The sequence below is a fragment of the Roseimicrobium sp. ORNL1 genome (assembly GCF_011044495.1).
In the GTDB taxonomy this organism is placed as follows: Bacteria; Verrucomicrobiota; Verrucomicrobiia; order Verrucomicrobiales; family Verrucomicrobiaceae; genus Roseimicrobium.
In genome coordinates this window covers 5,595,032-5,620,976 of record NZ_CP049143.1, presented here as the reverse complement: position 1 = coordinate 5,620,976, position 25,945 = coordinate 5,595,032, and the positions used below count along the sequence as shown (strand labels likewise).

Here is a 25,945-nt window from a genome sequence, read left to right as displayed (position 1 = left end):
AACTACTTCGACGCGCCGGTACCCGTAGGGCTTCCCGGCGGATCCACGGTGGAAACGATCAACGGGTAATCCGTGAGTTGCTCGAGCTTGATGCCGTAGAGCTGGCAGATGGCGTCAGCCTCCGAGTCGGGATAGACATCGCGATAATAAATCTCCTTCACTCCGTAGGCGCAGAGCATCTGGGCGCAGGAGGTGCAGGGCATGGTGGTGCAGGCCACCAGTTTCACATTTCCCCGGGTGAAAAGGCTGCAGAGGTTTACCTCTGCGTGGAGCATGTATTTCCGCCGTGTATCCCGGTCCAGCCAGAACTCATGGTCGGCGTTGAACCCCGGTGCCAGGCCGTTGTAGGCAGTGCCGATGACCCGGTTGTCGAAGTCGAAGGCCACAGCTCCCACCTTCCTAAAGGGGTCTTCAGATCGGAGACTGGCCACATGGGCCAGGGCCATGGCGTATTCGGGGATGGTCAGGCGGGTTTTCGTGGCAGGAGGTGTCATGCGAGTCGGTGGGATGTCATTTTTTTCCGCAGTTCCGTCCCTTAAGTCAAGACTCCCGGTATGGAAGGGTGGGTGTTGGGCGCAAAAGATGCTGTTGGAGGAGGGGTGACAATGGCGGGCAATGGGCTCGCCAAGAAGACCTCTCAAAGTGTTTTCAAGTGACGTACTTTTTTCCCAAGCGTGACGAAATCTCCTCGACAAGGGGGGGGCGCTTTGCTTGCATGGCGATGCATCGCCCTCTTTTTTAGCCTTTTGTATGACTCCCTGCGCAAAAATTCATCTCCCCAGAATTGTTGCTGCGTGCCTTTCGCTTCTCGCCGCCCATCAATTAGCCACAACCGCCTCGGCCCAAACGGGCGTAGCCCCTTCCCAAACGGGACTCTTTTTTGATGACTTGCGCAGTCGTGCTGCCCTCTTTAGGCAGCAGGAAGCTGCACAGGATCAATCTGCTACGAGTTCCGCAGGGGTGTATGATTTCAACCGCGGCGAGTACAGCGGTGAATCTACCCCTGAGGAGCGTCCGCTCGGCGAGCGCACGCAGTTGGAGGAGAATGTAGGCCGTTCGCTCGGCCAGGATGACATCCGTGGTGGCGCCTATATCGGGGCCTCGCGTCGCCGAGCTGCCGACTATACCAGCTCTTCCGGCCCGTACCCCGCCAGCACCACATTCTTCGCGCCCACCTATATCACGGATCCGTTCCTGGCAGGTAAGCGCAACATCAAGCTCGGTCCGGTGAACATCGGCTTGGGCCTGAATGGCAACGTTGAGTACAACGACAACATCAACCAGTCGGGGTCGGCCCCCGTCGATGATTTTATCGCAGGGCTCTACATGAACGTAGACGCCAACTATCAGATCACCGAGCAGCAGAGACTCTCGCTGTCGGTCACGCTGGGAGTGGACCACTACTTCAACCACCCCGAGTACAGCCCCAACGGCAAAGACTTCAATCTGAATGTGTTTCCGGGCTCGACGCTCGCGTTTGACGTCATGGTGGGAGACATCCTGTTCGTCATTTACGACCGTGTTTCCGTGCGTCCGGCTTCCCAGACCGAATTTGCGCTGGACGATCTGGACGTCTTTGGTGTGTTCCAGAACGACATCGGTGTGGCCATGAGCTGGGCGCTCAACTCGAAGACGAGCCTCTCCGTCAATTTCAACCACTCTGACTCCATCGCACTGGAGGACAACTTCTCCGAGACTGACCGCATGGTCGACTCCATCTCGGCGTCCCTGGCATACACCCCGACGGGCACCTACACGGTGGGTATCGAAGGCAGCGTTTCATGGATCAACTATGACGAGGAATTCAACAATGACGGTATCACTTCCAGTGCCGGCGTGTTCCTCATCCTGCCAATCACCCGCAGCACCATCTTGAAGGCCTCGGGTGGTTACCAGCACTTCGAGTTCGACTCACCTCCGACTTTCACGCGCAGCGTGACGGATCAGGACATCGCCTCGACCCAGTCCCAAATCGATTCGCTTTCAAACCAGGCAGCCTCCATCAACGTGGCTACCTCACCCGATCCGGTGGCAGCTCAGCAGCAGCTCGTTGCCATCCAGGAGCAGCAGGCTGCCTTGCAGGATCAGCTGGCCGCCCAGCAGATCCAGAAGCAGCAGGATGACGTCACTGCTGCCAGCCGCAGCTTCGACACCAACAGCGAACTAGACGACTACTACTACAACGTCACCCTCTTCAACCAGCTTAACGCCCGCATCTCCCATCAGCTCAGCTTCGGTCACGAGTCCTCGCTCAACACCAGCTCGAACTTCCTCACGGCTGACTATGTCACCTACGCGGTGGGACTCATTGCCTGGAGAGGTTCCCGTTTGACGGTCAGCACCTACTACGAAGATGCTGAAGACTCCGGCGGCCGCCTTGCGGAAGACGTGGAGCAGTGGGGTGTCGACGCGCTGCTCACGCACCGCCTGAACAGCCGCCTCGTTCTTGGCCTTGGCTACCACTACGGCAATACCGATTCCAACATCGAGCTTCGCGACTACAACCAGCATGCTTTCTCTCTCGACGTGAGCTGGGCCTTCAATCGCAAGATGAACGTAGGAGTGGGCTACCGCTACCTGACGACGGATGCCGAGGACAGCCGCCAGAGCTTCGACCAGAACCGGTTCGTGATGTCGATGAACTACAATTTCTGATGGCAAGGGGGCGAGACGGCAAAGTTGGAACCACGGCGGCGCATTGCGTTTTGCGGGAGGCCTGAAACGGCCCCTGGAATCGCGAATGAATCCTCTTGCAGTTCGAACACCGAAAAGGGAAACTTGTCCTAGTCGCATTCGAAATTCCAATTCAGTCCTGCCCTACCTTCTATGAAGTGCCTTCTTCCCCATGCCGCCACCGCCGCGGTCTTGTTAGCCGGCCAGATGATTGCTGTCGCCCAGGATCCTGGTTTCCTCCCTGCCCAGCAGCAGAGTTCGTCTCGTCAGCGTCAGCAGCAGATGCAAGCAGCTGCCCCACAGCAGACCGCGTCTCAAGAGCGGGATGATGTTGCCGCTTCTGCAGCGCGCATCACCTCGATGAGCCAGCTCGACAATTCCCGTCAGCTCCGCGTCAAGGATCAGATTGTGTTCCGTATCGTGGAAGACAAGGCCGAGCCCAAGAGCCTGATGATTCAGGATTCCGGTGATATTTTTGCGCCGTACATCGGCTTGGTGAAGGCGGCGGGTCGCACCCCCCGCGAACTTGCCATGCACATGAAGACCGAGCTGGAAAAGCAATACTTCCAGCAGGCCACGGTCATTGTTGCGCTCGAGCGTGAGCGGCCCGTGGGGCCGGGTGGCAGCCAGGGTGGCGGCTATGTCGTCGAAGACATGGGCTACATCACCATTTATGGCCAGGTCATTCGCCAGGGTAAGTATGAATTTGCCCCGGAAGACCAGCTGACCGCCAGTCAGGCCATTCTGCGCGCTGGTGGTTTTGCCCCCTTCGCCAAGGACAAGGCCGTGAAGATCATCCGCAAGGTCCCCGGAAAGGGCAACGTCACGATCGTGGTGAACCTTCGTGATGTCATGACCAAAGGTCGCCTTGAGAAGGACATCACCATTCTTCCCAACGACACCATTATCGTCGAAGAAAAGCTGATTAACTTCTGAGACTTCGCCCGGCGCTGCAGCTTTCTGCCGTGCCGAGCCGTCCGTCCTGAGCTGTACGCCGGGGAGGTGGAGGGGATTTTGGGAATGGTCCCGAAATGAGTGGCGGGGTGACAGCAGCAATCGGGCGGCCGCGCTTCCTCTCCCCAGTCGACCGTTCATGGATGTTCCCACCAGCTTGCCCAGGCAGGCGGCTTCCGCGCCGCGGAAAGCCAATAATTCGTGGTGGGGCCGGGTCTTCCTGCTGACGCTGGCTCTGGTGATGGTACTGCCGATGGCCTACCTTGCCTATACCTCAGGAGTGTCGTCTCCGCCGGTTCCTTCTGCTACAGCTGCTGTATCGGCCGGACCTCTTAGGGACGAGGTTACCATTTCCGGAGAGGTGCTTCACCCGGGTCGTTACACACTTCTTCCGGACGAACGGGCCGTCAGTGCTGTTCTTCGGGCCGGAGGACCGACCTCCTCCGCCAAAGACACCGTAAAAGTCATCCGAAGCGTCCCCGGAAGGGGCAATGTGACACTCGTGGTCAGCCTTCGGAAGGTTTTGGCCAAGCCGATGCCGGGAAATGATCTCCCTCTTCTGCCTGGTGACGCCATTGTTATCGACCGGAAACTCATCAAGTTCTAACGTCCTCCACTCTGGCAGGTCTCATACGGCTGCAATCGTGGGGGCAATGTGAACAAAATTTTCTTTTGAACACTTGCTCAATCTGGTAAGCTAAAATTCGCCAGTTCATTTCGCTCATTTATGGAATCCCTTTACTCCGCCCAGACTTCGGCAAACTCGCTGAATCGATTTCACGAGACCTCAGCCAAGCTCCAGCGTTACAAAGTGCTGCTCCGCAGACGGTGGTGGTTCCTGCTGCTGACATCCTGTATCGCCGTGGTGTATGCCGCGATTACGGTGACCAGCAGCCCCCAGGAGTTCATTGCGGTGGGCAAGCTGCATGTGGGAACGAAGATCGACCTTTCGGACAAGAACGCCGGCTTCATGGCTAGTGCGTTCATTCAAGATTTCTACGGCACCCAGATTGAGCTTCTGGAAAGTGCAAGTCTTAGAACCAAGGCCAAGGAGCGAGTGGCCATGGCTCATCCAGATCTCAAGGAGATCGATGTGGAGATCCAGGTGACTCAGACGAAGGGGTCTTCGATCCTCAACGTCACCGCCACGGGAACTGAGGAGAAGTACGCGCAGGCCCTCCTGAATGAACTGCTCTCCGAGTACATCGCCTTCCGCAAGAAGATGATCGAGGACTCCGTGGGCGGAACGTTGGGCAAGGTGATTCAGGAAGTGCTTGAGAAGCAAAAGGATGTGGCCACTGCCAAGCTGGCCCTGGAGAATTTCCTCAAGGCCAATGATGCCACCATGTTCGAGGGGAATTTCAACCGCGCCGGCGCTTATCTGGTGCAGCTTGAGAATTCCTTGAACATGTATGAGACCGAAAAGCGCATCATGGAGCGCATGGGCTTGGACAACTACTTGCGTCAGCAGGACAAGCGTTCTTCCACCATGCCTTCCATGCCCTCAGCGGCGGATGCCATTACTCCGACGGTGCAGGGCAATAACAATACCCTTCCCATGGCGCAGACGAGCTCGATGCCAGCTTCTGCCGGTGGCATTTCCCCCATGGAATCGCGCTATCTGGAAGCTCAAAATGAAATGATGTTCATGGAGGCGAAGCGGCAGGAGCTGCTTAACACCTACCGTCCTGAGCACCCTTCCATCAAGCAAGTGGACGAGGATATCAGCGAGGCCAAGTCGAAGGTGGCCATCTACAAGACGCGCTGTGAAGAGGAAATGAAGGGACGTCTCGACGGCATCCAGACCAAGGTCAACGGCCTGAAAGAGGCCATTGCCGAGTGGAGTGTGAAGGCCAAGGAAGCGAACGACAAGATCGTGACCTACAAGCAGCTCGACAGCGAGTACAAGCGCATGGTCGAAGATCACCAGTCCTGGAAGGACAAGCTGGCTCAGCTTGACACCACCAGCATCACCCAATCTGACTTGGTGGCCATTCTTGAACTGGCTGGCACTGCTGCGCCGAAGCCGCGTGAGCTTTTCCTGCCCATTGCACTTGCTCTTGTCGCCGGCCTCGTGGCGGGCTCCGTGATCCTGCTCCTGTTTGACCGCCTGGATGACCGCATGAATACCTTCAGCGAGTTCCAGGCCCTGTTCCCCAGCGAGTCCATTCTCGGTCAGATCCCCGAGCTGGGTGGTCGTGGTGATGTGGCACTTATACGGCCCAGTGATGACCGGCACCTCTATGCGGAAGCCTTCCGCAACCTGCGCTCGTCCATTCTGTTCAAGAACTGGACAGGAGGCAAGCCGCCGAAGATCATTCTGGTCACCAGCGCGGTGCCAAACGAAGGCAAGACGACCTCCGTGGCGAACATGGCCATTACCATGGCGCTCGGTGGAGCCCGGGTGCTCCTGGCGGACGCGGACCTTCGCCGCGGTGGCGTGAGCGAGCTCTTTAAGATTCCCGGTTCACCCGGCTTCAGCGAGGTGCTCAATGGCCAGATGCACTGGCGGGATGCGGTGCTTGAGAGTGGCACGCGTGGTCTGCATGTCCTGCCCCGTGGAGAAGCGGTGGATCAGGCTTCTGAGTTGTTCCTCTCGCCGCTTACGGATGAAATCATCCGCGAGATGACCGAGGAGTACGACTACATCATTTTCGACAGCGCTCCGGTGCTGGTAGCGGATGATACGGCCAGCTTCGCGCCGAAGATGGACACCGTGCTCTTCGTGGTGCGCATGTCCTCCACGATGGCCCGCCTGTCTGCGAAGGCGCTCGACCTTCTGTATGATCGCCAGGTGAATGTCGGTGGCATCATCCTCAACCGCGCGAGCACCAGCCTGAAGGAGTACACCTACTACAACTACGCGAGCTACTACTCCGTGGGCTCCAAGAGCAAGGGTGCTCCGCAGTCCACCTAAGCTGCGGGAACTGTCAGCAATACTGCAACTTCATAAAAACCGTGGATGACCCATCCACGGTTTTTTCTTTTCTGATCACCGCAGATCGTAGCACCTCGGACAGGGGAGGCGGGGGCGCCTGTCATGCACCCGAAGGCGGGAGTGCTAGCCCTGATCCTTCCACCAGTCGGCTCCGCGCTCCCATGGCTGCCGCTTGGGATCCTCTTCCTTGTTGTCTGCCTTTTGTGAGCTTTCCGGACGTTGGACGTGGCTTCGCGGCGCTTCGTTTTCCAACTCCGTGGGACGATCGTGTTCGCGTTTTCTCAGGACCAGGGCTCCGCCCAGGAAGCAGACGGTGCAAAAGACGAGCAGGGCCACGAGACTCCAGGCCGTGGCATCGGCGGCGACGGCCTCGTTCTCGGAAATGGTCGCCAGACCATGCCACCATACGGACGGCCTGAGAGGTGTGTCCGGCAGGTTCATGAGAGGACTAGGTGTTATTTTCGGGGAACACCAGGCGCATGGGAATCATGTGGGAGAACACAAAACCGTGCTTCTGGAAGAAGCGCTGGCTCTCGGCGCTGATCTTGTCCGTCAGCAGCGTGATGCGCTTGAAATTCTTTTCGCGGGCGAACTCGATGGCGCGCTTCAGAAGGCGCGAGCCGTAGCCCTGGCCGCGGTGCATGGGGTGGACAATCACGTCCTCCATGACGACCACGAAGCCGCCTTCCGCCGTGCTGATGGTGAAAAGCAGGTTCACCATCCCGATGACAAAGTGGTCATTGCGCAGGACAAAGATGCGGCCGCGGCTGGGCTGCTCGAGGATGAGCTTGAGCCCGTGCTCCTGCTTCACCCGGTTCGGCGTAAAGTCTTCCTCCTCGCCCATGAGCGCCATCACCAGATCCGTGAGTTGCGGCAGATCTTCCAGTGTGGCAGCCTCGATGCGTGGGTCAGAAGTGATGGAGTCGATGACCATGTTCCCCAGCATACTCCAAGCCAGCCAAACTCAAAATTCAAACCCTGAAAGTTGCGGCTCGCGGGCAGCTTGAATCAAAGGTACTGAGCCGTGGGAAAAATTCCTGTCCGGCAAGAGGTTTCACTCTGCTTGGGTAGGGGAGGGCGGACTCGTTGGCCTTGCGGAGTCGTGCCACTTCCAGTTTGACAACTACGGCTTGCCCAGTAGTTTGCCTGCCCCTTCCATCCGACCCTGTCGCGCTGGTGGCTTCCGATACCCTTTTCACCTCCCCGCGAGAATATGCCCAAACGCACCTACCAACCCTCCAAGCGCACCCGCAAGCAGCAGTTCGGCTTTCGTACCCGCATGAAAACCGAGAAGGGGCAGGACATCCTGCGCCGCCGCCGCAAGGCAGGCCGCTGGCGTCTTCTTCCGAAGGGCGTGGAAGTGCACTTCAAGCGTCATACCCGCCAGCACACTCCCAAGGGCACTGCCCAGGCCCGGCCCACTTACTGAGGCTGCGAGCCGCCATGCGACTTCCCGCCGCGCGTCGCCTGCGCTCATCTTCTGAGTTTGCCCGTGTGCGGGCTGAGGGTACGAGCGTCTCCGGGAAGTTTGTGATAGTGAATGCATTGCGCCACCCGGACGGTGGCCTTTGGCGCTCGGGAGTCATCACCTCCCGGAAGGTCGGTGGAGCGGTGCAACGCAATCTTGCCCGCCGCCGCCTGCGCGAAATCATCCGCCAGTCTGCAATTCAGGATGGCGTTTGGGTGGTGACGGTTGCCCGCTGGCGTATCTTGGAGGCCAGCTATGAGGAACTGAAGCAGGACTGGATGCGTGCCGCCCGGCGTGCCCGCATCCTCCAGCAGGAGGCAGCAGTCCCCGGCACCCCATGAAATTCCTCATCCGGATCGCCATACGCTTCTACAAGCGGTTTATCTCCCCGGTCATCCATTTCGCCGCGGGACCGGCAGGAGGTTGCCGGTACACCCCCACCTGCTCCATGTATTTCCTTGAGGCGGTGGAAACCCACGGCGTACTGCCAGGGAGCTGGATGGGCATCAAGCGCATTTGTCGCTGCCATCCCTGGGGCGGAAGCGGGCATGATCCCGTTCCCCCGGTCCGTGACAAGAATGACCCCGGAGCGGATTGCGATTGCCACCGCTCATCTTCGGAGCACCAGTCTCCTCCTCGCGATGATGGCGGACTGATGCGTAAGTCCGCCTAGAACGCGAGAACGTTTACCCCCACCCCCAATTTTCTTTCCCGAATCCTGACATGGACAAAAAGACCTGGATCGTAGTGACCCTTTGCGTTGTCGGCATGATCATCAATGCCGTCTACCTGACTCCGAAGCCGGAGCCTCAGGCTGTCCCGCCCGTACCGGCTGCGGCGGAATCCAACCCGGCCGCTGGCACTGGCACCGACGCTACTGCTGCAACTCCTGGCTCTGCAGCCGCGACTGCGTCCACTCCTTCTGTACCAGCGGAAGCAGTGGAAACCGTGGAACTCACCAGCACGAATGTGCGCTATGAATTGACCAGCAAAGGTGGCGGCGTCAGCAAGACCTACCTTCTGGATACCAAGGACAAGGTGGTACTCAACAAGTGGGGCAAGGCTCCCATCGGCGCCCTGAGCACCGCGGCGCGCAGCTACGATGACCTGAACTACAAGGTCGTCGAGAAAAGTGACAAGCATGTGATCTTCGAGGCCGTGTCGCCTGAGAAGGTGCTGATCCGCAAGGAGTACCGCTTCTCTACGGGCCCGAAGGTCAGCGACAACCTTCTCGATTTCAAAATCACCCTCACCAACCAGAGCGGTGCAAAAATCAGCCGGGACAACTGGTTCATCTATACCGGCTCCGCCTCCGAATTGCGGCCCGATGAAATTGAGCGCCCTGCTTTCATCTGGAATGACTCTGGTGATCCGCACGCCATTCACACCAGCCGCTTCCGCGACGGTCCGAACTGGCTCGGCTGGGGAAAGGCCATCGTCTACGAGGAAAACACCCTTCCCCGCACACGCTGGGTAGGCGTGATGAGCCGTTTCTACGCCACGGTCATCAACAACAAGGAGGACCTTCCGTCCCGCACCTGGACGGAGCGCTTCCTCATCGACCACTCCAAAGATGAGTTTGCCGACAACAGCAAGGCGGCCACAGACCATGCCATCCACGGTGGCATGAGCCTTCCCCCGGTGGAACTGGAAGCTGGCGCGGCAAAGACGGTGGAATTCCGCATCTACTCCGGCCCCAAGATCTATCGGGACCTCGCCGCGATCGACACGGCAGACGGCAATTTCAGTCGCCAGCTCAATCAGGTCATGTTCTACGGGAACTGGTTTGGCTGGGTGAGCCGGTTTCTGGTGCAAGCACTCCGCACGTTCCACGACTGGACGGGCAACTGGGGTGTGGCCATCATCATGCTGACCGTGGCGGTGCGCAGCCTCCTGTGGCCACTGCAGGCGCGCTCCAACGCGCAGATGAAGAAGATGGGCAAGCTCTCTCCTCTGATGAAGGAGATGCAGGAAAAGTACAAGGATGACCCCCAGCGGATGAATCAGGAGATGATGAAGATGTACCGCGAGTACGGGGTGAATCCCGTCGGCGGATGTCTTCCCCTGCTGGTGCAGTTCCCCATTTTCATCGGCTTCTACACCGCCTTGAAGAGTGCCGCCGAATTGCGTGGCCAGCCCTTCATCTGGTGGGTGCAGGACCTTTCATTGCCGGACACGGTGGCCAGGCTGAACCTGTTCTTCCTCCATCTGGACGTCAACCCGCTGCCGCTGCTCATGGGCCTTACCATGTTCCTGCAGATGAAGCTGACGCCGCAGCCGGCGACCGTGGACAAGATGCAGCAGCGCATCTTCATGTTCATGCCGTTCATGTTCCTGTTCTTCTGCTATAACTTCGCCTCTGCGCTGGCGCTGTACTGGACGTTCACGAACATCTTCATGATCGTGCAGGCACAGCTCACGCGCATCTGGCAGAAGGAGCCGGTGCTGGAAAAAAAAACGGTGATTGACACCAAGGCGGCCTCTGTGTCATCCATGTCGTCCTACTCCGCGGGCAACAAGCAGAAGAAGGACAAACCCAAGACCCTGCGTCCCGGCGGTGGTGGTGCGAAATCGACCCGCAAGCCCAACACATGACCTCGCTGGAACATTCTCGCAAGATTCTCGACACCATGCTGGGGTACCTCGGCTTCGTGGTGAGAATTGAAGAGGATGACGGCCCGGACGGTCCCACGCTGCAGATTCTCACGGAAGAGCCGGACGCCCTCATCGGGCGCCGCGGCGAGGTGCTGGATGACATCCAGTACCTGGTGAACCGCATCCTGCAGCGTCGCGAGCCCAAGGCCCCCCGCATTCGGGTGGATGTGGAGTACTTCCGCACCATGCGGGAGGACAACATGCTGGAGAAGGTGAAGCAGCAGGCGGAGCGGGTACGGACCTCCGGCCATGCCATCGCGCTGAGCCCCATGAACAGCTACTACCGGCGGCTGGTGCACAATCTCTTCGTGGATGACCCGGACATCATTAGCGAAAGCGCCAAGGGGGACGGCCGGTTCAAACGCATCACGCTGAAGAAGCGGGGGAGTGCGGGGCAGGAAGTGGTGGCCGCTGCTGGCGACGCGCCCTGAAATGGGAGGGTTGAATTCGGAGGCGAAAAGGGGTGTTCCACACCTTGTGCTTGCGTTCCGGCCTGTTTGTGCTTATCTCTCAGGCTCCCCGCATGTCAGTGCGTGGGACGTTTAGACACCAAACCATCCTCGCTCCATGGCCTCCATTGTTTCCATGCCCCTTTCGACCAAAGCCGCCGGCATGGGCGCATTCGGCGGCCTCCCAGTCCAAGCTATGAGATCCGAACTCGTTGAAAAAGCCGCTCAGGTCGTCCCGGAACTTCCCGTGTTGATTAACATGGTGTCCAAGCGCGTGAAGCAGCTGACCTTGGGCCGCCCTGCGCTCATCGACAAGAAGCCGGGCATGCGGGAGGCGGATGTCGCCCTCCTGGAAATCATCGAAGGCAAGATCAAGGTGGAACGCCTTGAGGACGAGTTCCCCAAGCAGGACTAAGAAGCGGCGTACCGCCGCGGAACAATCGAAGGATGAACGCGAAGGCACATGCCTTCGCGATTGGATACAGCGAAACAGGATGCCTTGCTGAGGAGGGCATTCAATCGGGCATGCCGTCATGAGTGAAATCGCCACCAACCGCAAAGCGCACCGGGATTACCACATCTTGGAGAAGGTGGAGGCAGGCATGGAACTGAAGGGCACGGAAGTGAAGTCCGTGCGACTGGGCCATATCAACATCGGCGACGCCTTTGCCCGGGTGGAGCGCGGTCAGTGCTTCCTCTATGGGTGCGACATCCAGCCCTATGTGAAGGCCAGCCATGAGCAGCATGAGGCCCGGCGTACACGCCGCCTGTTGCTGCACAAGAACGAAATCCTGAAACTCTGGGCGGCCAGCCAGCAGAAGGGCCAATCCCTCGTGGCCCTGCGTGCCTACTGGAAGAACCGCCGTGTGAAGATCGAAATCGGCGTGGGCAAGGGCAAGACCAAGGGAGACCAGCGCCAGGACCTCAAGAAGAAGGCCGAGATGCGTGAAGCACAACGCGACATGGCCCGCTTCAACGAGCGAGCCAAGAAGTAGGGTAGGCATCCGACCAGGATGGCCTGGCGCTAAAGCGGCATTTTGCCCGAGAGTGCCACCTTTCCGAATTCATTGACCCATCAAGCAAGGGTCTTGCCTTTGGCTTCGTTTTGTCCGCTTGCTCCGCGCGACCATACCCATGCTCCGACGCCTCCTGGCGGCTTTGTTTCGTCATTCCATGGTGAGATCGATTTCGCTGGGGATGGGATTGGGCTCAGTTTTGTTTAGTGCAGGCGGAGCGCTCGCAAATCCTACGGGTGACTTCCAGAAGAGCTCCACGAAGTTCTTCGAGCAGCACTGCATGGAGTGCCACGATGCGGATGTGGCCAAGGGTGGGCTGAACCTGGAGAAGCTGCTGCCATCAATGGAAGGCAAGGAGCAGACGGACCTCTGGACGGCCGTCTTTGACCGCGTGAAGGCCGGCGAGATGCCGCCCGCCAAACAACCACGTCCCGCTGCGGCAGAGCTGGAGCAGTTTCTCTCGACCGTGTCTCCACGTCTTGCGCAGGCGGACAAGGCGCGCCGTGAAGTGGTGCAGCGCCGGCTCAATCGCATTGAGTACGAGAACACCATCCGCGACCTGCTGGCAGTGCAGGTGGAGGTGAAGGACCTGCTTCCCGCGGACCAGCAGGCCGGAGGATTCGACAACAACGGTGAGGCCCTCGCGCTCTCCGCAGAGCAGATGCAAGGCTATCTGGATGCCGCACGGCTCGCGGTGAAGGCCGCCATCTTCACGACACCTCGTCCCGAGACGAAGACGGTCACGGTGGACTCGCTCAGCGAGGTGCAAAAGTACATCGACTCTGGGGACTACGGCTTCGTGGATGGGCGTATCATCAGCTACACCACCACGGATACGGACTACTCGAAGGTCTCCACCCGCGCCTATCGCACGCCGGTCGCAGGACGGTATCGCTATCGCTTCCAGGCAGCCGCGCATAATACGCAGGACATCCAGTACTTCAGCATCAATGCCTCGAACTTCGCAGGCGTGGCAGCCTACTCGAAGATGATCGGCTATTACGAGGTGGGACCGGAGCCGAAGATGTTTGAGGTCGAGGCCTATCTCGAGCCGAAGTATGCGCTGCAGTTCTTCCCGCAGGGATTCCCTGGCTATGTGAAGAAGGTCCCTGGCATGCCGTATCGCGGCGTCGGCTTTGGCAAGGTGGAGATCACCGGACCGATCATCGACCAATGGCCACCAGAGAGTCATACGCGTTTGTTAGGTGATATTGATGTCACCAAGGGCACTATCGCAGATGCCGAGACCGTGCTGTGTCGCTTCATGCCACGCGCCTATCGTCGCCCGGTGACGGACGCGGAAGTGCAGCGATATGTCACGCTGGTGCGCAAGCAGCTCGATGCAGGCCGTCCATTTCTGGAGAGCTTGCAGGGTGGACTGGTGGCCGTGTTGTGCTCGCCGGGATTCATCTATCTGAATGAGGTGAAGGTTCCAGATGCTGCGCGCGTCTCCGATATAGAGCTGGCCGCGCGGCTTTCCTATGTCCTCTGGAGCAGCCAGCCGGATGCCGCGCTCTTGGAAGTGGCTGCCAAGGGTGGCCTGAAGGATCGGACGCAACTCGATGACCAAGTTGAGCGCATGCTGAAGGATCCGAGGGCGGAGGCCTTCGTGAAGAACTTTACTGGCCAGTGGTTGAAGCTCCGCCAGATCAACGAGACCGTGCCGGACGAGCGGCTCTACAAGAAGTTTAACGAAATCCTCCGCATCAGCATGATCGGGGAGACGGAAGGATTCTTCCGCCATCTGCTGACGAAGAATCTCCCTATTTCCAACTTCCTTGATTCCGACTTCGCCATGCTGAACCAGCGGCTGGTGGAGCATTACGGCATCGATGCGAAAGAGGTGCAGGGACTTGCATTGCGTCCCGTCGCGTTGCCCAAGGACTCCGTGCGTGGTGGAGTGCTCACCCAAGCGGCGGTGCTGAAGGTGACGGCAAACGGAACTACGACCTCACCGGTGCTACGTGGCGTGTGGGTGCTGGAGAATATCCTCGGCCAGCACGTGCCACCACCTCCGCCGAATACCGCGGGCATCGAGCCGGACATTCGTGGCGCCGAGACGGTGCGTGAGCAGCTTGCCAAGCATCGTAGCGTGGAAAGTTGCAGCGCGTGTCATAAGAAAATCGACCCGCCCGGCTTTGCTCTGGAGAGCTTTGATCCGATTGGAGACTATCGTGCGAACTACGCCCGCTGGGTGGTGCACAACGAGGAGAAGGGCTACGGCTCTGTGAAAGAGGGGGCGCCTGTGGATGCCAGCGGTAACCTCGCCACGGGAGAGAAGTTCACGGACATCCGTGAGTTCAAGAAGCTGCTCATGAACCAGCAGGAGTCCTTCAGCCATTGTCTCACGGAAAAGCTCATGACGTATGCGACTGGCCGCACGCTGGGCTTCTCGGATCGTGAGGCGTTGCAGGCGATTGTGAAACAGGCGGCCTCGAAGGGGAATGGCTTGCGCACGCTGGTGCATGAGATTGCCGCCAGTGACCTCTTTGCTGCTCCGTAATACCTACCGCCCACTGCCATGAAGCAACTTTCCCGCAGAACCTTCCTCCGTGGAGCCGGTGTGAGCCTCGCGCTCCCGCTACTTGAAGCGATGATGCCCGGTACACGAGCCGCTGCTGCTGCGGCGACGTCACCGCGACGCATGGTGGCCATCAACATTCCCTTGGGTTTCCTCGGTGAAAAGTTCTTCCCAACGGGCACAGGCACGGGTTATGAACTGAGCGAGTACTTGAAGCCGGGCGAGGCCTTGCGTAGCGACTTCACCGTTTTCTCCGGTGTGAGTCATCCGGATGTGGATGGTGGTCACTCGGCAGAGAAGTCCTTCCTCACCGCGGCAGCGCATCCGGGCTCGCGCAGCTTCAAGAACAGCATTTCGCTGGACCAGTACGTGGCGAAGCAGATTGGTGAGAAGACCCGCTTCGCTTCACTCACGCTAGGTGACCACTCTCTTTCATGGACGGCGAATGGTGTGCCCATTCCCGTGGAGCAGTCTCCCGCGAAGGCCTTCGCCAAGCTCTTCCTCACCGGCACGCCGAAGGAAATCGCCGCGCAGGAGCAGGAGCTCGATCAGGGGCGCAGCATCATGGATACGGTATTGGAAGATGCGAAGTCCATGGAGGGCAAGGTGAGTGCTGCTGACCGTGACAAGCTGGACCAGTTCTTCACTGCTGTACGCGAGACGGAGCAGCGTCTCTCCAAGGCTCAGGCTTGGAGCCAGACACCGAAACCGAAGGTGAATGCGACGCAGCCCGGCAAAATCGATGGCACGGATCTCGTCGGCACCTTCAAGGCGAACTTCGACGTGATTCGCCTCGCTCTGGAAACCGACTCCACCCGCGTCATCGCGCTGGGTGGAACGGGCTATGGACTGGTTCCCACCATCAAGGGGGTGACACAGGCGTATCATGCCCTCTCACACCATGGGAAGAACCCGGAGATGATGGGCCAGCTTGCGCTGATTGAGCGTGCTACTATCGATGCCTTCTGGGCATTCCTCGGCAGTTTGAAGCAAAGCACGGATGGTGGTTCCTGTTTGCTGGACAACACGCAGGTGCTTCTGGGTAGCAACCTCGGCAATGCCAGCGGCCACCTCACGACGAACCTGCCTGTCATTCTCGCTGGTGGTGGGTTCAAGCACGGCCAGCACCTCGCCTTCGACCAGAAGAACAACTACCCACTGCCCAATCTCTTCGTCAGCATGCTGCAGCGTCTGGGCATCGAGTCTTCCTCTTTCGCCTCCAGCACCGGCACCATGCGCGGGCTGGAGATGGCGGGAGTGTAGACGAGGTGGCCACCACTTTGCCCATGGACATCTGAGGTCATCTCGCCACCATGCGGCCATGACCGCTGAACAGATGGCCGAGGTGCTGCGCAACATTGCGCGGCTGCTGGAACTCAAGGGAGAGAACCCTTTCAAGATCCGCGCTTACACGACAGGAGCCGATGTGGTGGAGAACTTCAGCGGTGACATCGTGGCGCGCGCGAAAGCGAATGACCTCGGCGGCATCAAGGGCATTGGCGATGCGCTTCAGCAGAAGCTGCATGAACTGGCCAGCACTGGGAAGCTGGAGTTCTACGAGAGGCTCAAGGCCGAGTTCGGTGATGGAATTTTGGAGCTGTTCGAGGTGCAGGGACTTGGGGCAAAGAAGATCGCCGCCTTGTTCGCTATGCTGGGCGTGAAGTCCATCGCCGACCTGAAGCGCGTTTGTGAAAACGGTGAGGCGGCGAAGCTCCCGGGCTTCGGTGCGAAGACGGCGGAGAAGCTGCTGCAGGGCATCAGCTTCCGCGAGAGCCATGCGCACGAGTTCCGTCAGGAGCAGGTGGCGCCCATCGTCATGGGCGTACTGGAGATGTTGCGCGATCATCCGGATGTCTCCCGCGTGGAAGTGGGCGGCAGCTATCGCCGTGGCAAGGAGACGGTGCATGATCTCGACTTCCTCGCGGCCTCACGTCGCCCGAAGGAAGTACTGGAGGATTTCGTCCACATGCCCGGAGTGACCCAGGTGCTGGGCCATGGTGAGACGAAGGCGAGCGTCGTGCTCGACAGCGGAGTGCAGTGCGATCTGCGCGTGGTGACGAATGATGAGTTCGCCTGCGCGCTGGTGTACTTCACCGGAAGCAAGGAGCATAACATCGTCCTCCGCAGCCGCGCGCTAGAGCGTGGATGGTCTCTCAATGAGTACAGCTTCACTCCCGTGGCGAACGGCAACGGCAAGGAGCCGCCGAAGTGCCTGGAGGAGGCGGATGTGTACCGCGCCCTCGATCTCGATCTGGTTCCTGCGGAGTTGCGTGAGAACACCGGCGAAATCGAAGCAGCAGAGGAGGGGAAGATTCCGCGTCTCGTGGAGCTTCAGAATCTCCGCGGCTGCTTCCACAATCACACCGTGGCCAGCGATGGTGCAGCAACGTTGCGTGAGATGGCGGAAGCGGCCCAGGAAGTGGGCTGGCAATACTTGGGCATCGCAGACCACAGTAAGTCATCCTTCCAAGCGAATGGGCTGAACGAAACGCGTCTCGCTGCGCAGGTGGAGGAGATTCGAAAACTGAACGCCGAGTATGCGAAGGAAGGCTTCCGCATCTTCGCTGGCAGTGAGGTCGATATTCTCAAGGATGGCGCGCTGGACTTCAGCGATGAAGTGATGGCGGGGCTCGACTACGTGGTGGCGAGTGTGCACAACCTCTTCACGCTCTCCGAGGCGGAGATGACGAAGCGTATCATCAAGGCGATTGAGAATCCGTATGTGACCATGCTGGGTCACGTCACGGGTCGTCTTCTGCTATCACGTCCCAGCTATGCGGTGAACATTCCTGAGATCATCGAGGCAGCCGCAGCCACGGGGACCATCATTGAGATCAATGCGAATCCCTGGCGTCTCGACATGGACTGGCGCTGGTGGAAGATGGCGAAGGAGAAGGGCGTGAAGTGCGCCATCAATCCGGATGCACACAGCACGCGTGGTTTGCAGGATGTCTTCTTCGGCGCCCGCATCGCGCGCAAGGGTTGGCTCACGCGGGAGGATGTGATCAACTGCCTGCCGCTGGGGCAGGTGGAGCAGGCGTTGAGAGTGAAGAGGGAATCATAGACCTGACGCACTACTTAGCGAATCGTGTCAGGCCCTGTGACATGGCATAGAGAGGGAGTTTCACGCGGTTGATCTGGATGCTGTGATACGAAGCATCCCTGGACTGCGTGCAGCCTGCTGCACGCTGCACCGCGACGAAGTCGCCAAGTTTTCAGGACGCATAGCACCGCGAGCTTGTGTCACCATCGCTGCAGCAGGCTGCAGACTCTGGAAAGCGGCAGCAGGGCTGCACGCAGTCCAGGGACGCTGCGCGTCACGGATTCCACACAGCTGACCTGACGCTCATACGGTTTGAGGGACAAGGTAGTTGGGGCTGCTTTGGTAGAGCCGGCTCTCTTCTTATTTCCTCTTGCCGCGCTTCGCTGAGTTCTTCTTCGCAAACCCACCAGGTCCTTTCTTGAAAGGACGTTTTTTGGCGAAGCCATCCGTGCGTCCAGCGCTGCTACTGCCAGTTCCTGTGCCTTCTCCGTGGCCATGGTCACGGCGAGGTGTAGATTTCTTGGAGCTGTGCGGGCGTTTCTTGGAGAAGCCTCCCCTAAATCCGCCGCCGTCACTTTCGCTGCCGGGCGGCCTGCCTTGCATGGGACCACCTTTGCCACCGCGCTTCCGACCAGAGGCCAGCTGCAGTTCTTCTGGCGACTCGACTTCCGGTTTGCGTGCCGGACGGTCTGGGCGGGGACCCTCCCTCTGCTCAGACGGAAATAGGGTACGAGGGCGCACACCATCGGGCCGAGGGCGAGAGGAGCGCTCTTCGCGTGTCTGCGGACCACGTGAGCCTGACCGTGTGCGGGAGAAGTCCGACCTGCGGGTGTCACGGTCGCGGCCATCGCGGGCATCATCACCACTTTGCGGGGCAAGCTGGAAGTCCACCTGCTTCTTGGTCTCGTCGATTCGGTAGATCTGCACGGACAGTCGATCTCCGAGTTTGATGACACGGCGTGTGTGCCGGCCCACGAGCTGATTGCGCACATCATCGAAGATGAAGAAATCATCCGTGAGCGAGGAGAGGTGAATCAGACCGCTCATGCCGAGATCGGTGACATCCACGAAGAAGCCGAAGTTCCGCACATCCGTGACGAGAGCCTGGTAGGTCTGGAGTTCACCGGACTTGAGCTGGGCCTTCAGGTGCGCATAGAGCTTCACATCCTTGCTGTCGCGTTCCGCGTCGGAGGAGACGCGTTCGGTGTTGCTGATATGCTCCGCAGTCTTCTTCAACTCCGGCACGGGGATGAGCTGGTTGTTGAAGAGGGTGCGATGCACCACCAAATCCGAGTAACGGCGGATGGGCGAGGTGAAGTGGGTGTACTTCTGCTTGTTCAGTCCGTAGTGACCGAGCGGCTCCACCGCATAGCGTGCACGCATCAAGGAGCGCAAGAAGCCAATCTTCAGCGCAGGGCCGATGGGTAGCTTCTCCAGCGTACGCAGGAGCTTTTGCACTTCATCACGCTTCGTGAGGTCACCGCAGGGGACTCGATGACCGAGCACGTCGTCTTGGAAGGCCTCCAGGCGCTTGGCCTTGGGTTTCTCGTGCACACGGTACACGGAAGGGCGTGCCAGGGCCATGAGGCGGCCGGCTACGGCTTCATTGGCGAGCAGCATGTACTCTTCAATGAGCTGGTGGGATTCATCGTTCTCGATGCGCTCGATGCGCAGCACGCGACCGCGCTCGTCGAGACGGATCTTGTTCTCCGGGAACTCAAGGTCCAGTGCACCGGTACGGAAGCGCTTCGCGCGGATGCGCTGTGCCATCTGGTGCGCCGCATGCAGCATGCGCTCCATATCATCCTGCGGCTGGCCCTTGATGATCTTGTAGGCTTCCTGATAGGTGTAGCGTCGCTGGGAGCGGATCACCGCGGAGTGGAACGTGGCCTTCACCACCGTGCCATCCGTTGCCAGGTCGAATTCCACACACTTCGTCAGGCGCGCGACGCCAGGCTTCAGGGAGCAGAGCCCATTGCTGAGTGCTTCCGGGAGCATGGGGATAACGCGATCCACGAGGTAGGTGGAGTTCCCGCGTTCATAGGCCTCCTTGTCCAGCAGGCTGCCAGGCTTCACGTAGTGGGAGACATCCGCGATGTGCACCCATAGCTTCCAGTGATCCTTCGACTGGCGCTGCAGGCAGATGGCGTCATCGAAGTCCTTCGCATCATCCGGGTCGATGGTGATCACCATGTGCTCGCGGCAATCAAGACGCCCGACGAAATCTTCCTCGGAAGGCTCGTTATTCGCGCGACCCAGGCCATGCACAATGGAGTTTGCCTCATCGAGCACTTCCTTGGGGAAACTCAGTGGGAGGCCGTAGTTGCGCAGCACGGAGAGCATGTCCACGCCCTCGGCATCGGGTGGTCCGAGCACTTCCACGATCTCACCTTCCGGCGGTGTGAAGCGATTTTCCCAGTGGGTGAGTTCCACCACCACCTTGTCGCCCACCACTCCGGGGCGTCCGGTATCGCGTGCCGGCGGCACGGAGATGTGGTGGGGGATGCGGGGATCATCCGGCACGACGTAGAGGAACTCGCGCGCCTGCTTGAGCGTGCCCACGAGGCGGCTGCGCTTGCGTTCCAGGATGCGCACCACGGTGCCGGTGACTTCCTCAGCCTCACTCGCTGTTTTCGGACGCAGGCCACGAGGCTTCACGTCACGGCGCACCAGCACGCGGTCACCATTCAGCGCGGTGCCGGTGGAGGCTTCTTGGATCACGATTTCGACGGCTCCCGGTTCATCGGGCAGCAGGAAGCCTTTTCCTGCGCGGTTGATCTGGATGATGCCGGCCACCATGTCCGCCGGCTGGGAGAGAATGTAACGGTTGCCCTTGGTACGGAGAATTTTTCCGTCGGTTTCGAGCGTGTGCAGTACCTCCTGCAGCTCCTGCTGCTGGCTGGCGTGCAAGCCAAGCCCTCCGATGAGCTGGGGTACATTGGACGGCACATAGTCGGCGCGTCCGAGCAATTTGAGTATTTTGGTTTCCATATAACTGACTGACAAACCCTGGGTACAGGGAGCCCCATGTCGGGGATGTATCGCGCCTCAGGTCGGAGGCGGGTGCGGCGTGAGCATCGTGTGCTTCCTACCACTTACTTTAACACAACATGTGACTGACTTTTTAATAGTTGACGGTGCACCCTATCACACCTTCAAGAAAAGCGCCAGCCAAATCGCATCTTCGCTGGTCCGGTGCACCCGATGACGCACGTGTTTGGGGATGGTGAGGTGGTCCCCCGAATGGAGTTCCACCATGCCGCCATCGGCAAACTCCAGCGTTGCGCCACCACGCAAGAGCAGCACCCATTCATCCTCTTTCTGGTCATACCAGAAATCCGGCGGACTCGACTGGCCGCGGGAGATGATATGCTCCAACTTTACGTGCGGGGACTCCAGGAGGGGATGAAAAGTTTCGCGCTCAGAGTCCACGCCTGAAGCCGGGGCAAAGAGATTGGTGACAGGTGGTGTCATACGATACGCGTAGCATCGTCGCAGAAGTGCTTTTGGCCCGGCAATATTTTTTGCGCTGTGTATTGCTGGCGAGGCAAAGACCGAGCCGTATCACTCCAGAGTCACCTCGATACTCCCGGCCTTGATCCATCCTTTAGCCAGGAGGTTTTCTCCGATGACACTCAGCGTGTATTTTCCGGGAGAGGTCATGGGATAGTATTTGAAGTCGAGTTCCTCCTTGTAGCCCCATCCGGGTTTTGCGGTGTTGATGCGCTTGAGATACACCCAGTGATGCTCGCCGGGTTTCAATGTCACCGCGTAGGTCCTGCCGTGTTTGGAAAAGTAATCCTCGATGTCTTTTGGCGTGATGGTGGGATGGGGCTGCGCAGCGATCAGCGCGTCGCCTTCCTTCTGCACTTCCAGTTTCCATCTGGAACTGGTCTCGCGCGGCCAGTCGGTGTAGCGAATCTTGATATCCGTATCCGAGTCATTGCGGCAACCTACGCACAAATCGATTTCATCGTCTACGCGATACCTCACGCGTTCAGTGGTCAGTAGAGTAGACAGGCCGTTTTCCGGTTTGGACCAGCCCGGTAAACGTTGGATCAAAGAAGCGATCTCGCTGGCATCGTCATCGGTATGGGGACGCGAGCCATGATCCATGATTTCGAAACCAGCTTGTCCGCGTCTTTGTTGGAGGAACAGAATAAATCGTCCGCCTTCCTTCCACGGGATCCCGACCCAGTAGCGCGAGATCTCGCTCATGGTCACATCCATCGTTCCTTCCGCGACTTTGCCTTTCAAGACACGATTTACTGTGATGGTAGTGGAGCCCATCTTCGCATTCGAAGCGGATAGCGTGGTGACGTTGGCTTCCACAATGGCGTCTGCCTGTGCGATCGTCACCACCAGCGGCTGATAGGCACGGGACAGTGCGGATGCGGAACGTGCGGCGCAAAGCAACAACGCTACCGCAAGGAAGGCAACGATGCGTGAGTGACACATGATGGCCATGCGAGGAAATGTTTGCCTGATCAAAGAGCCAAACGCGCAGGACCTGGCTTCCTTGGTAATTGCTCCGAAAAAACCGCCAGGCACTAGCAGCAGACATTACGCCCCATACTTGATCCACACACCACCACTGCCGCAGTGGGCGCCGCCGAAGCGTGGCGTGCTTTCCACTTCCGGGAGCATCCACACCGTGCGACCGTGTTGGCGCTTGCGCCAGCGGACGAATCGAATCAGCCCTGCGAGCACGAGAAGGAATCCGCAGAAGCCCAGCAGCATCGTGCGACCGTGTGTCTGCGTGAGCAATGTCCATCGCGTCCAGAGATCACCCTCGGGCACGAGAGGCTGGGACACATCGGCGAGTACAAAGGAGGTGAGTGACTCTGGCGTCGTCTCTTTTGCACTCTCGCTGGCGGCGATTGTCTCTTCTGCGGAGAAGAGCTTGGGATAGGCGCGTTCCATCCAGATGAGACGGATGGAGAGCTGTGTGGCGAAGCGCTGCAGTTGGTCCATCGGATCCGAGGCGCGCATCGCGTCCTGCACACAGGCTTCAAGAATGCCGGGCAGATATCCAGGCTCTACCCCTGAGGCGATTTCACGGGTGACGAAGAGACGCGCGCGCCATGGCTGGCCCAGGGGGAAGGCGGCGAGGCACGCATGTTCCCGGGTCAATCTGCCCGCGGCGAGGCGTGACAGGTCCACGTTCGGCGAGAGCTTCTCATGAGCATCCAGCATGAGAAAGTAGGCCGAGGTGTGGGACTGCGTGACGTGGAAGGTGAGCAGACGGCGCAGATCCTCCGATTGCGTTTCAGGCAGCAGCGTGAGCGGATCCAGCAGGAAGGCATCCGGCTCCAGCAGCTCGGATTGTTCCATGAACTCACGCGTCACCTCGGTAAGCGGCTTGTCCGGAGGGAGCGCGTGCTGGGCGGCAGGGGCAGCAGGTTTGGGGATGAAAAGCAGAAAATTATCTCCCAGTCCACGCTGGTTCTTGGGGGCGGGGCTTACGGAGGGCTCGCCTGCACCCGGAGTGCCCGCCACCTGCGGCTCTGGAGGTTGAAGCTTGTCTGGATCGAAATTGTCCGGCCAGAGCAGGCCACTGAGGGGAGGCGTCTCGAGCAGGCCCTGCTGCGCGGCCGTGTCCTCCGGGCTCCACGCGGGGAGGGGGAGGGCGTCGTCCACGGACATGCTTTCACTGCGGGCCGTGCCGATGCCCAGGGCCGCACACGCCAGGCAGATTGCGTATGGAAAGATGTATCTGGACGACATCATCTCGCAGTGGGTGGCGGGAAATGGTAGTCCCGGTCATCGACATCGGCAGGTGGCGACATCGAGGTGATGTCCTTGGACAGCGTTGACAGCGTCCGGGGAGGCGTGGCTGGTCGCAGGGTTTGCAGTCCGGTAGCGTTCAGGAAACCCTTTTCGGTGTCTGGGGGACGGAATTCCTGCTTTTTTGGGACACGTTTGCCCGCCTTGCGGAGGGCCCTGGCCAGCAACTGGAGTGCCTGGTCAATGGCATTGGCAAACTCGCCATGCCAGAGCGGCGTGCGCATGGCCGCGAGAATTCGTGAGAGCTCCTTTTGCGGAATCAACGTTTCAAGCGCGTAGCCCAAGTTCAGTCCGGCGCACTTCGCCACCGGATCGATCATGAGCAGCGCGGCATATTCATTCAGTCGCGGGCCATCCTGGGTGGGAAAGGCGGCATGGTTCAGCAACCAGAAGGAAGTTTCGGGCAGGGTCGGCTGCGGCGGCAGGATCCCGAGGAAAACACAAAAGAACACCTGCGGGAACTCTTGCTGGAGAGACTCGAGTTCATCGATGAGGAAGTGACGATCCCTCAGCCTGAGGCAATTGGCATTGTCGTTGAGCGCCTCCATCCGCACCAGGCTGCTGCCGAGTTCCTCGGTGAGTTGGGCAGCATGGAAATCACAATGCCTGCATGAGGCTTGGGGTGCTTTGGCATGATTCCCGCAGCGTGGACATTCCATGAATTCAGGAAATACCCGAAGCGCCGGATTTTATCAAGAAAACTGTAATAATCGGCTGTGTCAAGGCTGACACGGTGAAGGTCTTGTCAGGAATCGGTATATCGAAAGTGTTTGCATTGACAATCCACTGGTCCATTGGGTATTTTTGAGAAATAAAAGCGTGTTTTCGCTCAACACGGCCCTACCCCCATACGTTCACATCTCATGAAATCTGCTTTTCATCCCACCCTTCTGGCGATGGTCTGCATGCTGGGCACATCGTCCGCGGCATGGCAGCGTCTGCCTTCTGCTGATGCCCCCATCAACTTGGCCAACCAAGCCATCCTGGGTGCGAAGATCCAGTCCAGCGCCAGCATCGGCAACTCCTCAGCCCTGCTGAACGAGGGTTCGATGGAGGCGGCCAAAGTGCCTTCCGGAGCTTCGCATGTGGTCATCACGTTGGGTGCGCAGGAAGTTGTGGAGGACGTGTCCTTCATCAATGAAGGCGTGAGCGGCAGCGTGACCGTTTCCAGCAGCACGGACAACAGCCAGTGGGTTTCGCTGGCCCAGGCCGGTTTCGACGCTGGCGAGCGCCTCGTCTCCCTGCGTTTTGCCGGTGCCCAGGCGAAGTATGTGAAGCTCAGCTTCAATGCTTCCAATGGCGCTTCCATCCGCAATCTTTCGATTTCCGGTCCTTCCAAGGTCTCCGACTACAAGGCGGTGCCGGTGAAGGAAAAGGGTACTGAAGTGGACCTTGCTTCCGCCAGCTCCGGCGCCAAGCCCATCTACATGTACCCCACCCCCACGAACGTGGGTGACAACGAGGGCGCCCGCCAGACCTTCAAGTTCCCGAAGACCACTGAGCGCTTCCGCACCGTGGTGTATGACCTGGGCACCGCCCGCGTCATCAAGAAGTTCAGCGCTGCCTACTCCCGCGTGCCGACCCGCCTTGATGTGTTTGCCTTCGAGCAGCTTCCTGAGAAGAAAGACTGGCGCGGCAAGTTGACGCTGGATCCCTCCATCTTCGACACGACACCGATCATCGCCTCTGGCGAAGATTCCGTGGGCAAGGGCCTCATGCAGCTCACCCCGAAGCAGCCTGTGAAGGCCCGCTACGTGGCCCTGCGTTTCGAGCCGAACTTCGACAAGCGTGGTGTCGCTGGTGTCTCCCCTGAGTGGGAAGCGGTGGCCATGTCGGTGGTCGTGCCCTACGCCAATGCACTCAAGGAACTGGGCCTCATGGACGGTCCCACCTACACCCAGGCTCCTCAGTCGACTGCGGAAGGCTTTGAATCCATCAAAATCGCTTGCGCAGGCGGCTCCCAACTGGTGCTGATTTCCAAGGCGGCCATCGCTCAGGTGCAGAGCCAGCTTGGACCCAACGCGACCGAACAGGATGCCATCAATGCGATTCTTGCCGCTGCTGGCCTTACGCCTGCCAGCACCCCCGGTGAGAACGGCACCAATGGAACCAATGGCACCAACGGAGATGAAGATGACGGCGACAACGGCAGTGGCTCGGTGATCGGTGATCCCAATGCTCCGCTGAATCCCGCGTCCCTTTCAGCTCTCGGTCTCTCCGCCTATCGCGGCGGTGGCACCGGTGGCAGCGGCCCCTTCCAGGCTCCTCCGGCAGACGACGACGACGACAATCAGGGCGGCGGTGGCAATAACGGCAACGGCCCGCCTATCATCATTGTTCCGAGTCCGAATCCGCCCCCGACGAGCCCTTAATTTTTTGGTTTGGGATGGTTTGTGGGAGCCGCACCTCGAGAGGTGCGGCTCTTTTTTTGAGATTCTGCC

Annotated in this window: 23 protein-coding genes; 15 read left to right on the top strand and 8 right to left on the bottom strand. The window is 59.3% G+C overall.

Features of this window, described 5'->3' with window-relative positions:
• Nucleotides 1-2 precede the first annotated feature (2 nt).
• Nucleotides 3-494, bottom strand: coding sequence for a deoxycytidylate deaminase (locus G5S37_RS22695; protein WP_206026110.1), 492 nt, complete (start codon nucleotides 492-494; stop codon nucleotides 3-5).
• A gap of 466 nt (nucleotides 495-960) precedes the next feature.
• On the opposite strand from G5S37_RS22695, the gene G5S37_RS22690 reads away from it, so the two are divergent.
• From G5S37_RS22690 to G5S37_RS22675, 4 genes are all read left to right on the top strand, one after another.
• Nucleotides 961-2,655 carry an outer membrane beta-barrel protein gene (locus G5S37_RS22690; protein ID WP_206026109.1) on the top strand — a complete coding sequence of 565 codons (1,695 nt, stop codon included), beginning with the start codon at nucleotides 961-963 and terminating at the stop codon, nucleotides 2,653-2,655.
• A 171-nt stretch (nucleotides 2,656-2,826) separates the two neighbouring features.
• Nucleotides 2,827-3,609, top strand: a complete 783-nt coding sequence (locus G5S37_RS22685; RefSeq protein WP_165206947.1) for a polysaccharide biosynthesis/export family protein — start codon at nucleotides 2,827-2,829, stop codon at nucleotides 3,607-3,609.
• Between the two features lie 157 nt (nucleotides 3,610-3,766).
• Nucleotides 3,767-4,234 carry a hypothetical protein gene (locus G5S37_RS22680; RefSeq protein WP_165206946.1) on the top strand — a complete coding sequence of 156 codons (468 nt, stop codon included), beginning with the start codon at nucleotides 3,767-3,769 and terminating at the stop codon, nucleotides 4,232-4,234.
• 120 nt (nucleotides 4,235-4,354) lie between these two features.
• Nucleotides 4,355-6,544, top strand: a complete 2,190-nt coding sequence (locus G5S37_RS22675; protein ID WP_165206945.1) for a polysaccharide biosynthesis tyrosine autokinase — start codon at nucleotides 4,355-4,357, stop codon at nucleotides 6,542-6,544.
• A 144-nt stretch (nucleotides 6,545-6,688) separates the two neighbouring features.
• Here G5S37_RS22675 and G5S37_RS22670 read toward each other — a convergent pair whose 3' ends face one another.
• Complete coding sequence (locus G5S37_RS22670) at nucleotides 6,689-7,006, bottom strand: hypothetical protein (protein WP_165206944.1); 318 nt, start codon at nucleotides 7,004-7,006, stop codon at nucleotides 6,689-6,691.
• A 7-nt stretch (nucleotides 7,007-7,013) separates the two neighbouring features.
• Nucleotides 7,014-7,499, bottom strand: coding sequence for a GNAT family N-acetyltransferase (locus G5S37_RS22665; RefSeq protein ID WP_165206943.1), 486 nt, complete (start codon nucleotides 7,497-7,499; stop codon nucleotides 7,014-7,016).
• A 279-nt stretch (nucleotides 7,500-7,778) separates the two neighbouring features.
• Between G5S37_RS22665 and rpmH the strand changes: the two genes are divergently transcribed.
• The 10 genes from rpmH to polX all read left to right on the top strand — a co-directional run bounded on the left by rpmH (nucleotide 7,779) and on the right by polX (nucleotide 17,738).
• On the top strand, nucleotides 7,779-7,994 hold the full coding sequence (gene rpmH, locus G5S37_RS32895) for a 50S ribosomal protein L34 (RefSeq protein ID WP_165206941.1): 216 nt from the start codon (nucleotides 7,779-7,781) through the stop codon (nucleotides 7,992-7,994).
• Nucleotides 7,995-8,008: 14 nt separating this feature from the next.
• Nucleotides 8,009-8,374 carry a ribonuclease P protein component gene (rnpA, locus tag G5S37_RS22655; RefSeq protein WP_165206940.1) on the top strand — a complete coding sequence of 122 codons (366 nt, stop codon included), beginning with the start codon at nucleotides 8,009-8,011 and terminating at the stop codon, nucleotides 8,372-8,374.
• Nucleotides 8,371-8,706: a membrane protein insertion efficiency factor YidD gene (yidD, locus tag G5S37_RS22650; protein ID WP_165206938.1), complete on the top strand. Its 336-nt coding sequence runs from the start codon at nucleotides 8,371-8,373 to the stop codon at nucleotides 8,704-8,706. The genes rnpA and yidD overlap by 4 nt, the downstream gene beginning before the upstream one ends.
• A gap of 50 nt (nucleotides 8,707-8,756) precedes the next feature.
• Nucleotides 8,757-10,628, top strand: coding sequence for a membrane protein insertase YidC (gene yidC, locus G5S37_RS22645; RefSeq protein WP_165206928.1), 1,872 nt, complete (start codon nucleotides 8,757-8,759; stop codon nucleotides 10,626-10,628).
• On the top strand, nucleotides 10,625-11,119 hold the full coding sequence (locus G5S37_RS22640; RefSeq protein WP_165206926.1) for a R3H domain-containing nucleic acid-binding protein: 495 nt from the start codon (nucleotides 10,625-10,627) through the stop codon (nucleotides 11,117-11,119). The genes yidC and G5S37_RS22640 overlap by 4 nt, the downstream gene beginning before the upstream one ends.
• A gap of 214 nt (nucleotides 11,120-11,333) precedes the next feature.
• Nucleotides 11,334-11,552 carry a DNA-directed RNA polymerase subunit omega gene (locus G5S37_RS22635; protein WP_165206924.1) on the top strand — a complete coding sequence of 73 codons (219 nt, stop codon included), beginning with the start codon at nucleotides 11,334-11,336 and terminating at the stop codon, nucleotides 11,550-11,552.
• Nucleotides 11,553-11,670: 118 nt separating this feature from the next.
• The gene (smpB, locus tag G5S37_RS22630; RefSeq protein WP_165206922.1) at nucleotides 11,671-12,132 is read left to right on the top strand and encodes an SsrA-binding protein SmpB; all 462 of its coding nucleotides are present in this window, start codon (nucleotides 11,671-11,673) and stop codon (nucleotides 12,130-12,132) included.
• A 139-nt stretch (nucleotides 12,133-12,271) separates the two neighbouring features.
• Nucleotides 12,272-14,656, top strand: a complete 2,385-nt coding sequence (locus tag G5S37_RS22625; protein ID WP_165206920.1) for a DUF1592 domain-containing protein — start codon at nucleotides 12,272-12,274, stop codon at nucleotides 14,654-14,656.
• A gap of 18 nt (nucleotides 14,657-14,674) precedes the next feature.
• Entirely contained in the window at nucleotides 14,675-15,937 is a 1,263-nt protein-coding gene (locus G5S37_RS22620) for a DUF1552 domain-containing protein (RefSeq protein WP_165206918.1), read from the top strand.
• A 58-nt stretch (nucleotides 15,938-15,995) separates the two neighbouring features.
• Nucleotides 15,996-17,738: a DNA polymerase/3'-5' exonuclease PolX gene (gene polX, locus G5S37_RS22615; RefSeq protein WP_165206916.1), complete on the top strand. Its 1,743-nt coding sequence runs from the start codon at nucleotides 15,996-15,998 to the stop codon at nucleotides 17,736-17,738.
• 339 nt (nucleotides 17,739-18,077) lie between these two features.
• On the opposite strand, the gene rnr is transcribed toward polX, so the two are convergent.
• The 5 genes from rnr to G5S37_RS22590 all read right to left on the bottom strand — a co-directional run bounded on the left by rnr (nucleotide 18,078) and on the right by G5S37_RS22590 (nucleotide 24,163).
• The gene (rnr, locus tag G5S37_RS22610; RefSeq protein WP_165206914.1) at nucleotides 18,078-20,708 is read right to left on the bottom strand and encodes a ribonuclease R; all 2,631 of its coding nucleotides are present in this window, start codon (nucleotides 20,706-20,708) and stop codon (nucleotides 18,078-18,080) included.
• 156 nt (nucleotides 20,709-20,864) lie between these two features.
• The gene (locus G5S37_RS22605; RefSeq protein ID WP_165206912.1) at nucleotides 20,865-21,191 is read right to left on the bottom strand and encodes a cupin domain-containing protein; all 327 of its coding nucleotides are present in this window, start codon (nucleotides 21,189-21,191) and stop codon (nucleotides 20,865-20,867) included.
• A gap of 90 nt (nucleotides 21,192-21,281) precedes the next feature.
• On the bottom strand, nucleotides 21,282-22,175 hold the full coding sequence (locus G5S37_RS22600) for a hypothetical protein (protein WP_165206910.1): 894 nt from the start codon (nucleotides 22,173-22,175) through the stop codon (nucleotides 21,282-21,284).
• Nucleotides 22,176-22,280: 105 nt separating this feature from the next.
• A complete protein-coding gene (locus tag G5S37_RS22595; RefSeq protein ID WP_165206908.1) occupies nucleotides 22,281-23,363 on the bottom strand; it encodes a hypothetical protein in 1,083 nt (360 codons plus the stop codon).
• A gap of 80 nt (nucleotides 23,364-23,443) precedes the next feature.
• Entirely contained in the window at nucleotides 23,444-24,163 is a 720-nt protein-coding gene (locus G5S37_RS22590) for a hypothetical protein (protein ID WP_165206906.1), read from the bottom strand.
• A 204-nt stretch (nucleotides 24,164-24,367) separates the two neighbouring features.
• Between G5S37_RS22590 and G5S37_RS22585 the strand changes: the two genes are divergently transcribed.
• Entirely contained in the window at nucleotides 24,368-25,876 is a 1,509-nt protein-coding gene (locus tag G5S37_RS22585) for a hypothetical protein (RefSeq protein ID WP_165206904.1), read from the top strand.
• Nucleotides 25,877-25,945 lie beyond the last annotated feature (69 nt).

Excerpts from the sequence above, each read along its gene's own strand:
- G5S37_RS22680 (WP_165206946.1), top strand. The coding sequence starts at position 3,767 with ATGGATGTTCCCACCAGCTTGCCCAGGCAGGCGGCTTCCGCGCCGCGG.
- yidD (WP_165206938.1), top strand. The coding sequence starts at position 8,371 with ATGAAATTCCTCATCCGGATCGCCATACGCTTCTACAAGCGGTTTATC.
- G5S37_RS22670 (WP_165206944.1), bottom strand. The coding sequence starts at position 7,006 with ATGAACCTGCCGGACACACCTCTCAGGCCGTCCGTATGGTGGCATGGT.
- G5S37_RS22605 (WP_165206912.1), bottom strand. The coding sequence starts at position 21,191 with ATGACACCACCTGTCACCAATCTCTTTGCCCCGGCTTCAGGCGTGGAC.
- smpB (WP_165206922.1), top strand. The coding sequence starts at position 11,671 with ATGAGTGAAATCGCCACCAACCGCAAAGCGCACCGGGATTACCACATC.
- G5S37_RS22640 (WP_165206926.1), top strand. The coding sequence starts at position 10,625 with ATGACCTCGCTGGAACATTCTCGCAAGATTCTCGACACCATGCTGGGG.
- G5S37_RS22620 (WP_165206918.1), top strand. The coding sequence starts at position 14,675 with ATGAAGCAACTTTCCCGCAGAACCTTCCTCCGTGGAGCCGGTGTGAGC.
- G5S37_RS22585 (WP_165206904.1), top strand. The coding sequence starts at position 24,368 with ATGAAATCTGCTTTTCATCCCACCCTTCTGGCGATGGTCTGCATGCTG.
- G5S37_RS22675 (WP_165206945.1), top strand. The coding sequence starts at position 4,355 with ATGGAATCCCTTTACTCCGCCCAGACTTCGGCAAACTCGCTGAATCGA.
- G5S37_RS22625 (WP_165206920.1), top strand. The coding sequence starts at position 12,272 with ATGCTCCGACGCCTCCTGGCGGCTTTGTTTCGTCATTCCATGGTGAGA.
- G5S37_RS22600 (WP_165206910.1), bottom strand. The coding sequence starts at position 22,175 with ATGTGTCACTCACGCATCGTTGCCTTCCTTGCGGTAGCGTTGTTGCTT.
- rnr (WP_165206914.1), bottom strand. The coding sequence starts at position 20,708 with ATGGAAACCAAAATACTCAAATTGCTCGGACGCGCCGACTATGTGCCG.
- G5S37_RS22665 (WP_165206943.1), bottom strand. The coding sequence starts at position 7,499 with ATGGTCATCGACTCCATCACTTCTGACCCACGCATCGAGGCTGCCACA.
- G5S37_RS22685 (WP_165206947.1), top strand. The coding sequence starts at position 2,827 with ATGAAGTGCCTTCTTCCCCATGCCGCCACCGCCGCGGTCTTGTTAGCC.
- polX (WP_165206916.1), top strand. The coding sequence starts at position 15,996 with ATGACCGCTGAACAGATGGCCGAGGTGCTGCGCAACATTGCGCGGCTG.
- rpmH (WP_165206941.1), top strand. The coding sequence starts at position 7,779 with ATGCCCAAACGCACCTACCAACCCTCCAAGCGCACCCGCAAGCAGCAG.
- G5S37_RS22595 (WP_165206908.1), bottom strand. The coding sequence starts at position 23,363 with ATGTCCGTGGACGACGCCCTCCCCCTCCCCGCGTGGAGCCCGGAGGAC.
- yidC (WP_165206928.1), top strand. The coding sequence starts at position 8,757 with ATGGACAAAAAGACCTGGATCGTAGTGACCCTTTGCGTTGTCGGCATG.
- G5S37_RS22635 (WP_165206924.1), top strand. The coding sequence starts at position 11,334 with ATGAGATCCGAACTCGTTGAAAAAGCCGCTCAGGTCGTCCCGGAACTT.
- G5S37_RS22590 (WP_165206906.1), bottom strand. The coding sequence starts at position 24,163 with ATGGAATGTCCACGCTGCGGGAATCATGCCAAAGCACCCCAAGCCTCA.
- rnpA (WP_165206940.1), top strand. The coding sequence starts at position 8,009 with ATGCGACTTCCCGCCGCGCGTCGCCTGCGCTCATCTTCTGAGTTTGCC.
- G5S37_RS22695 (WP_206026110.1), bottom strand. The coding sequence starts at position 494 with ATGACACCTCCTGCCACGAAAACCCGCCTGACCATCCCCGAATACGCC.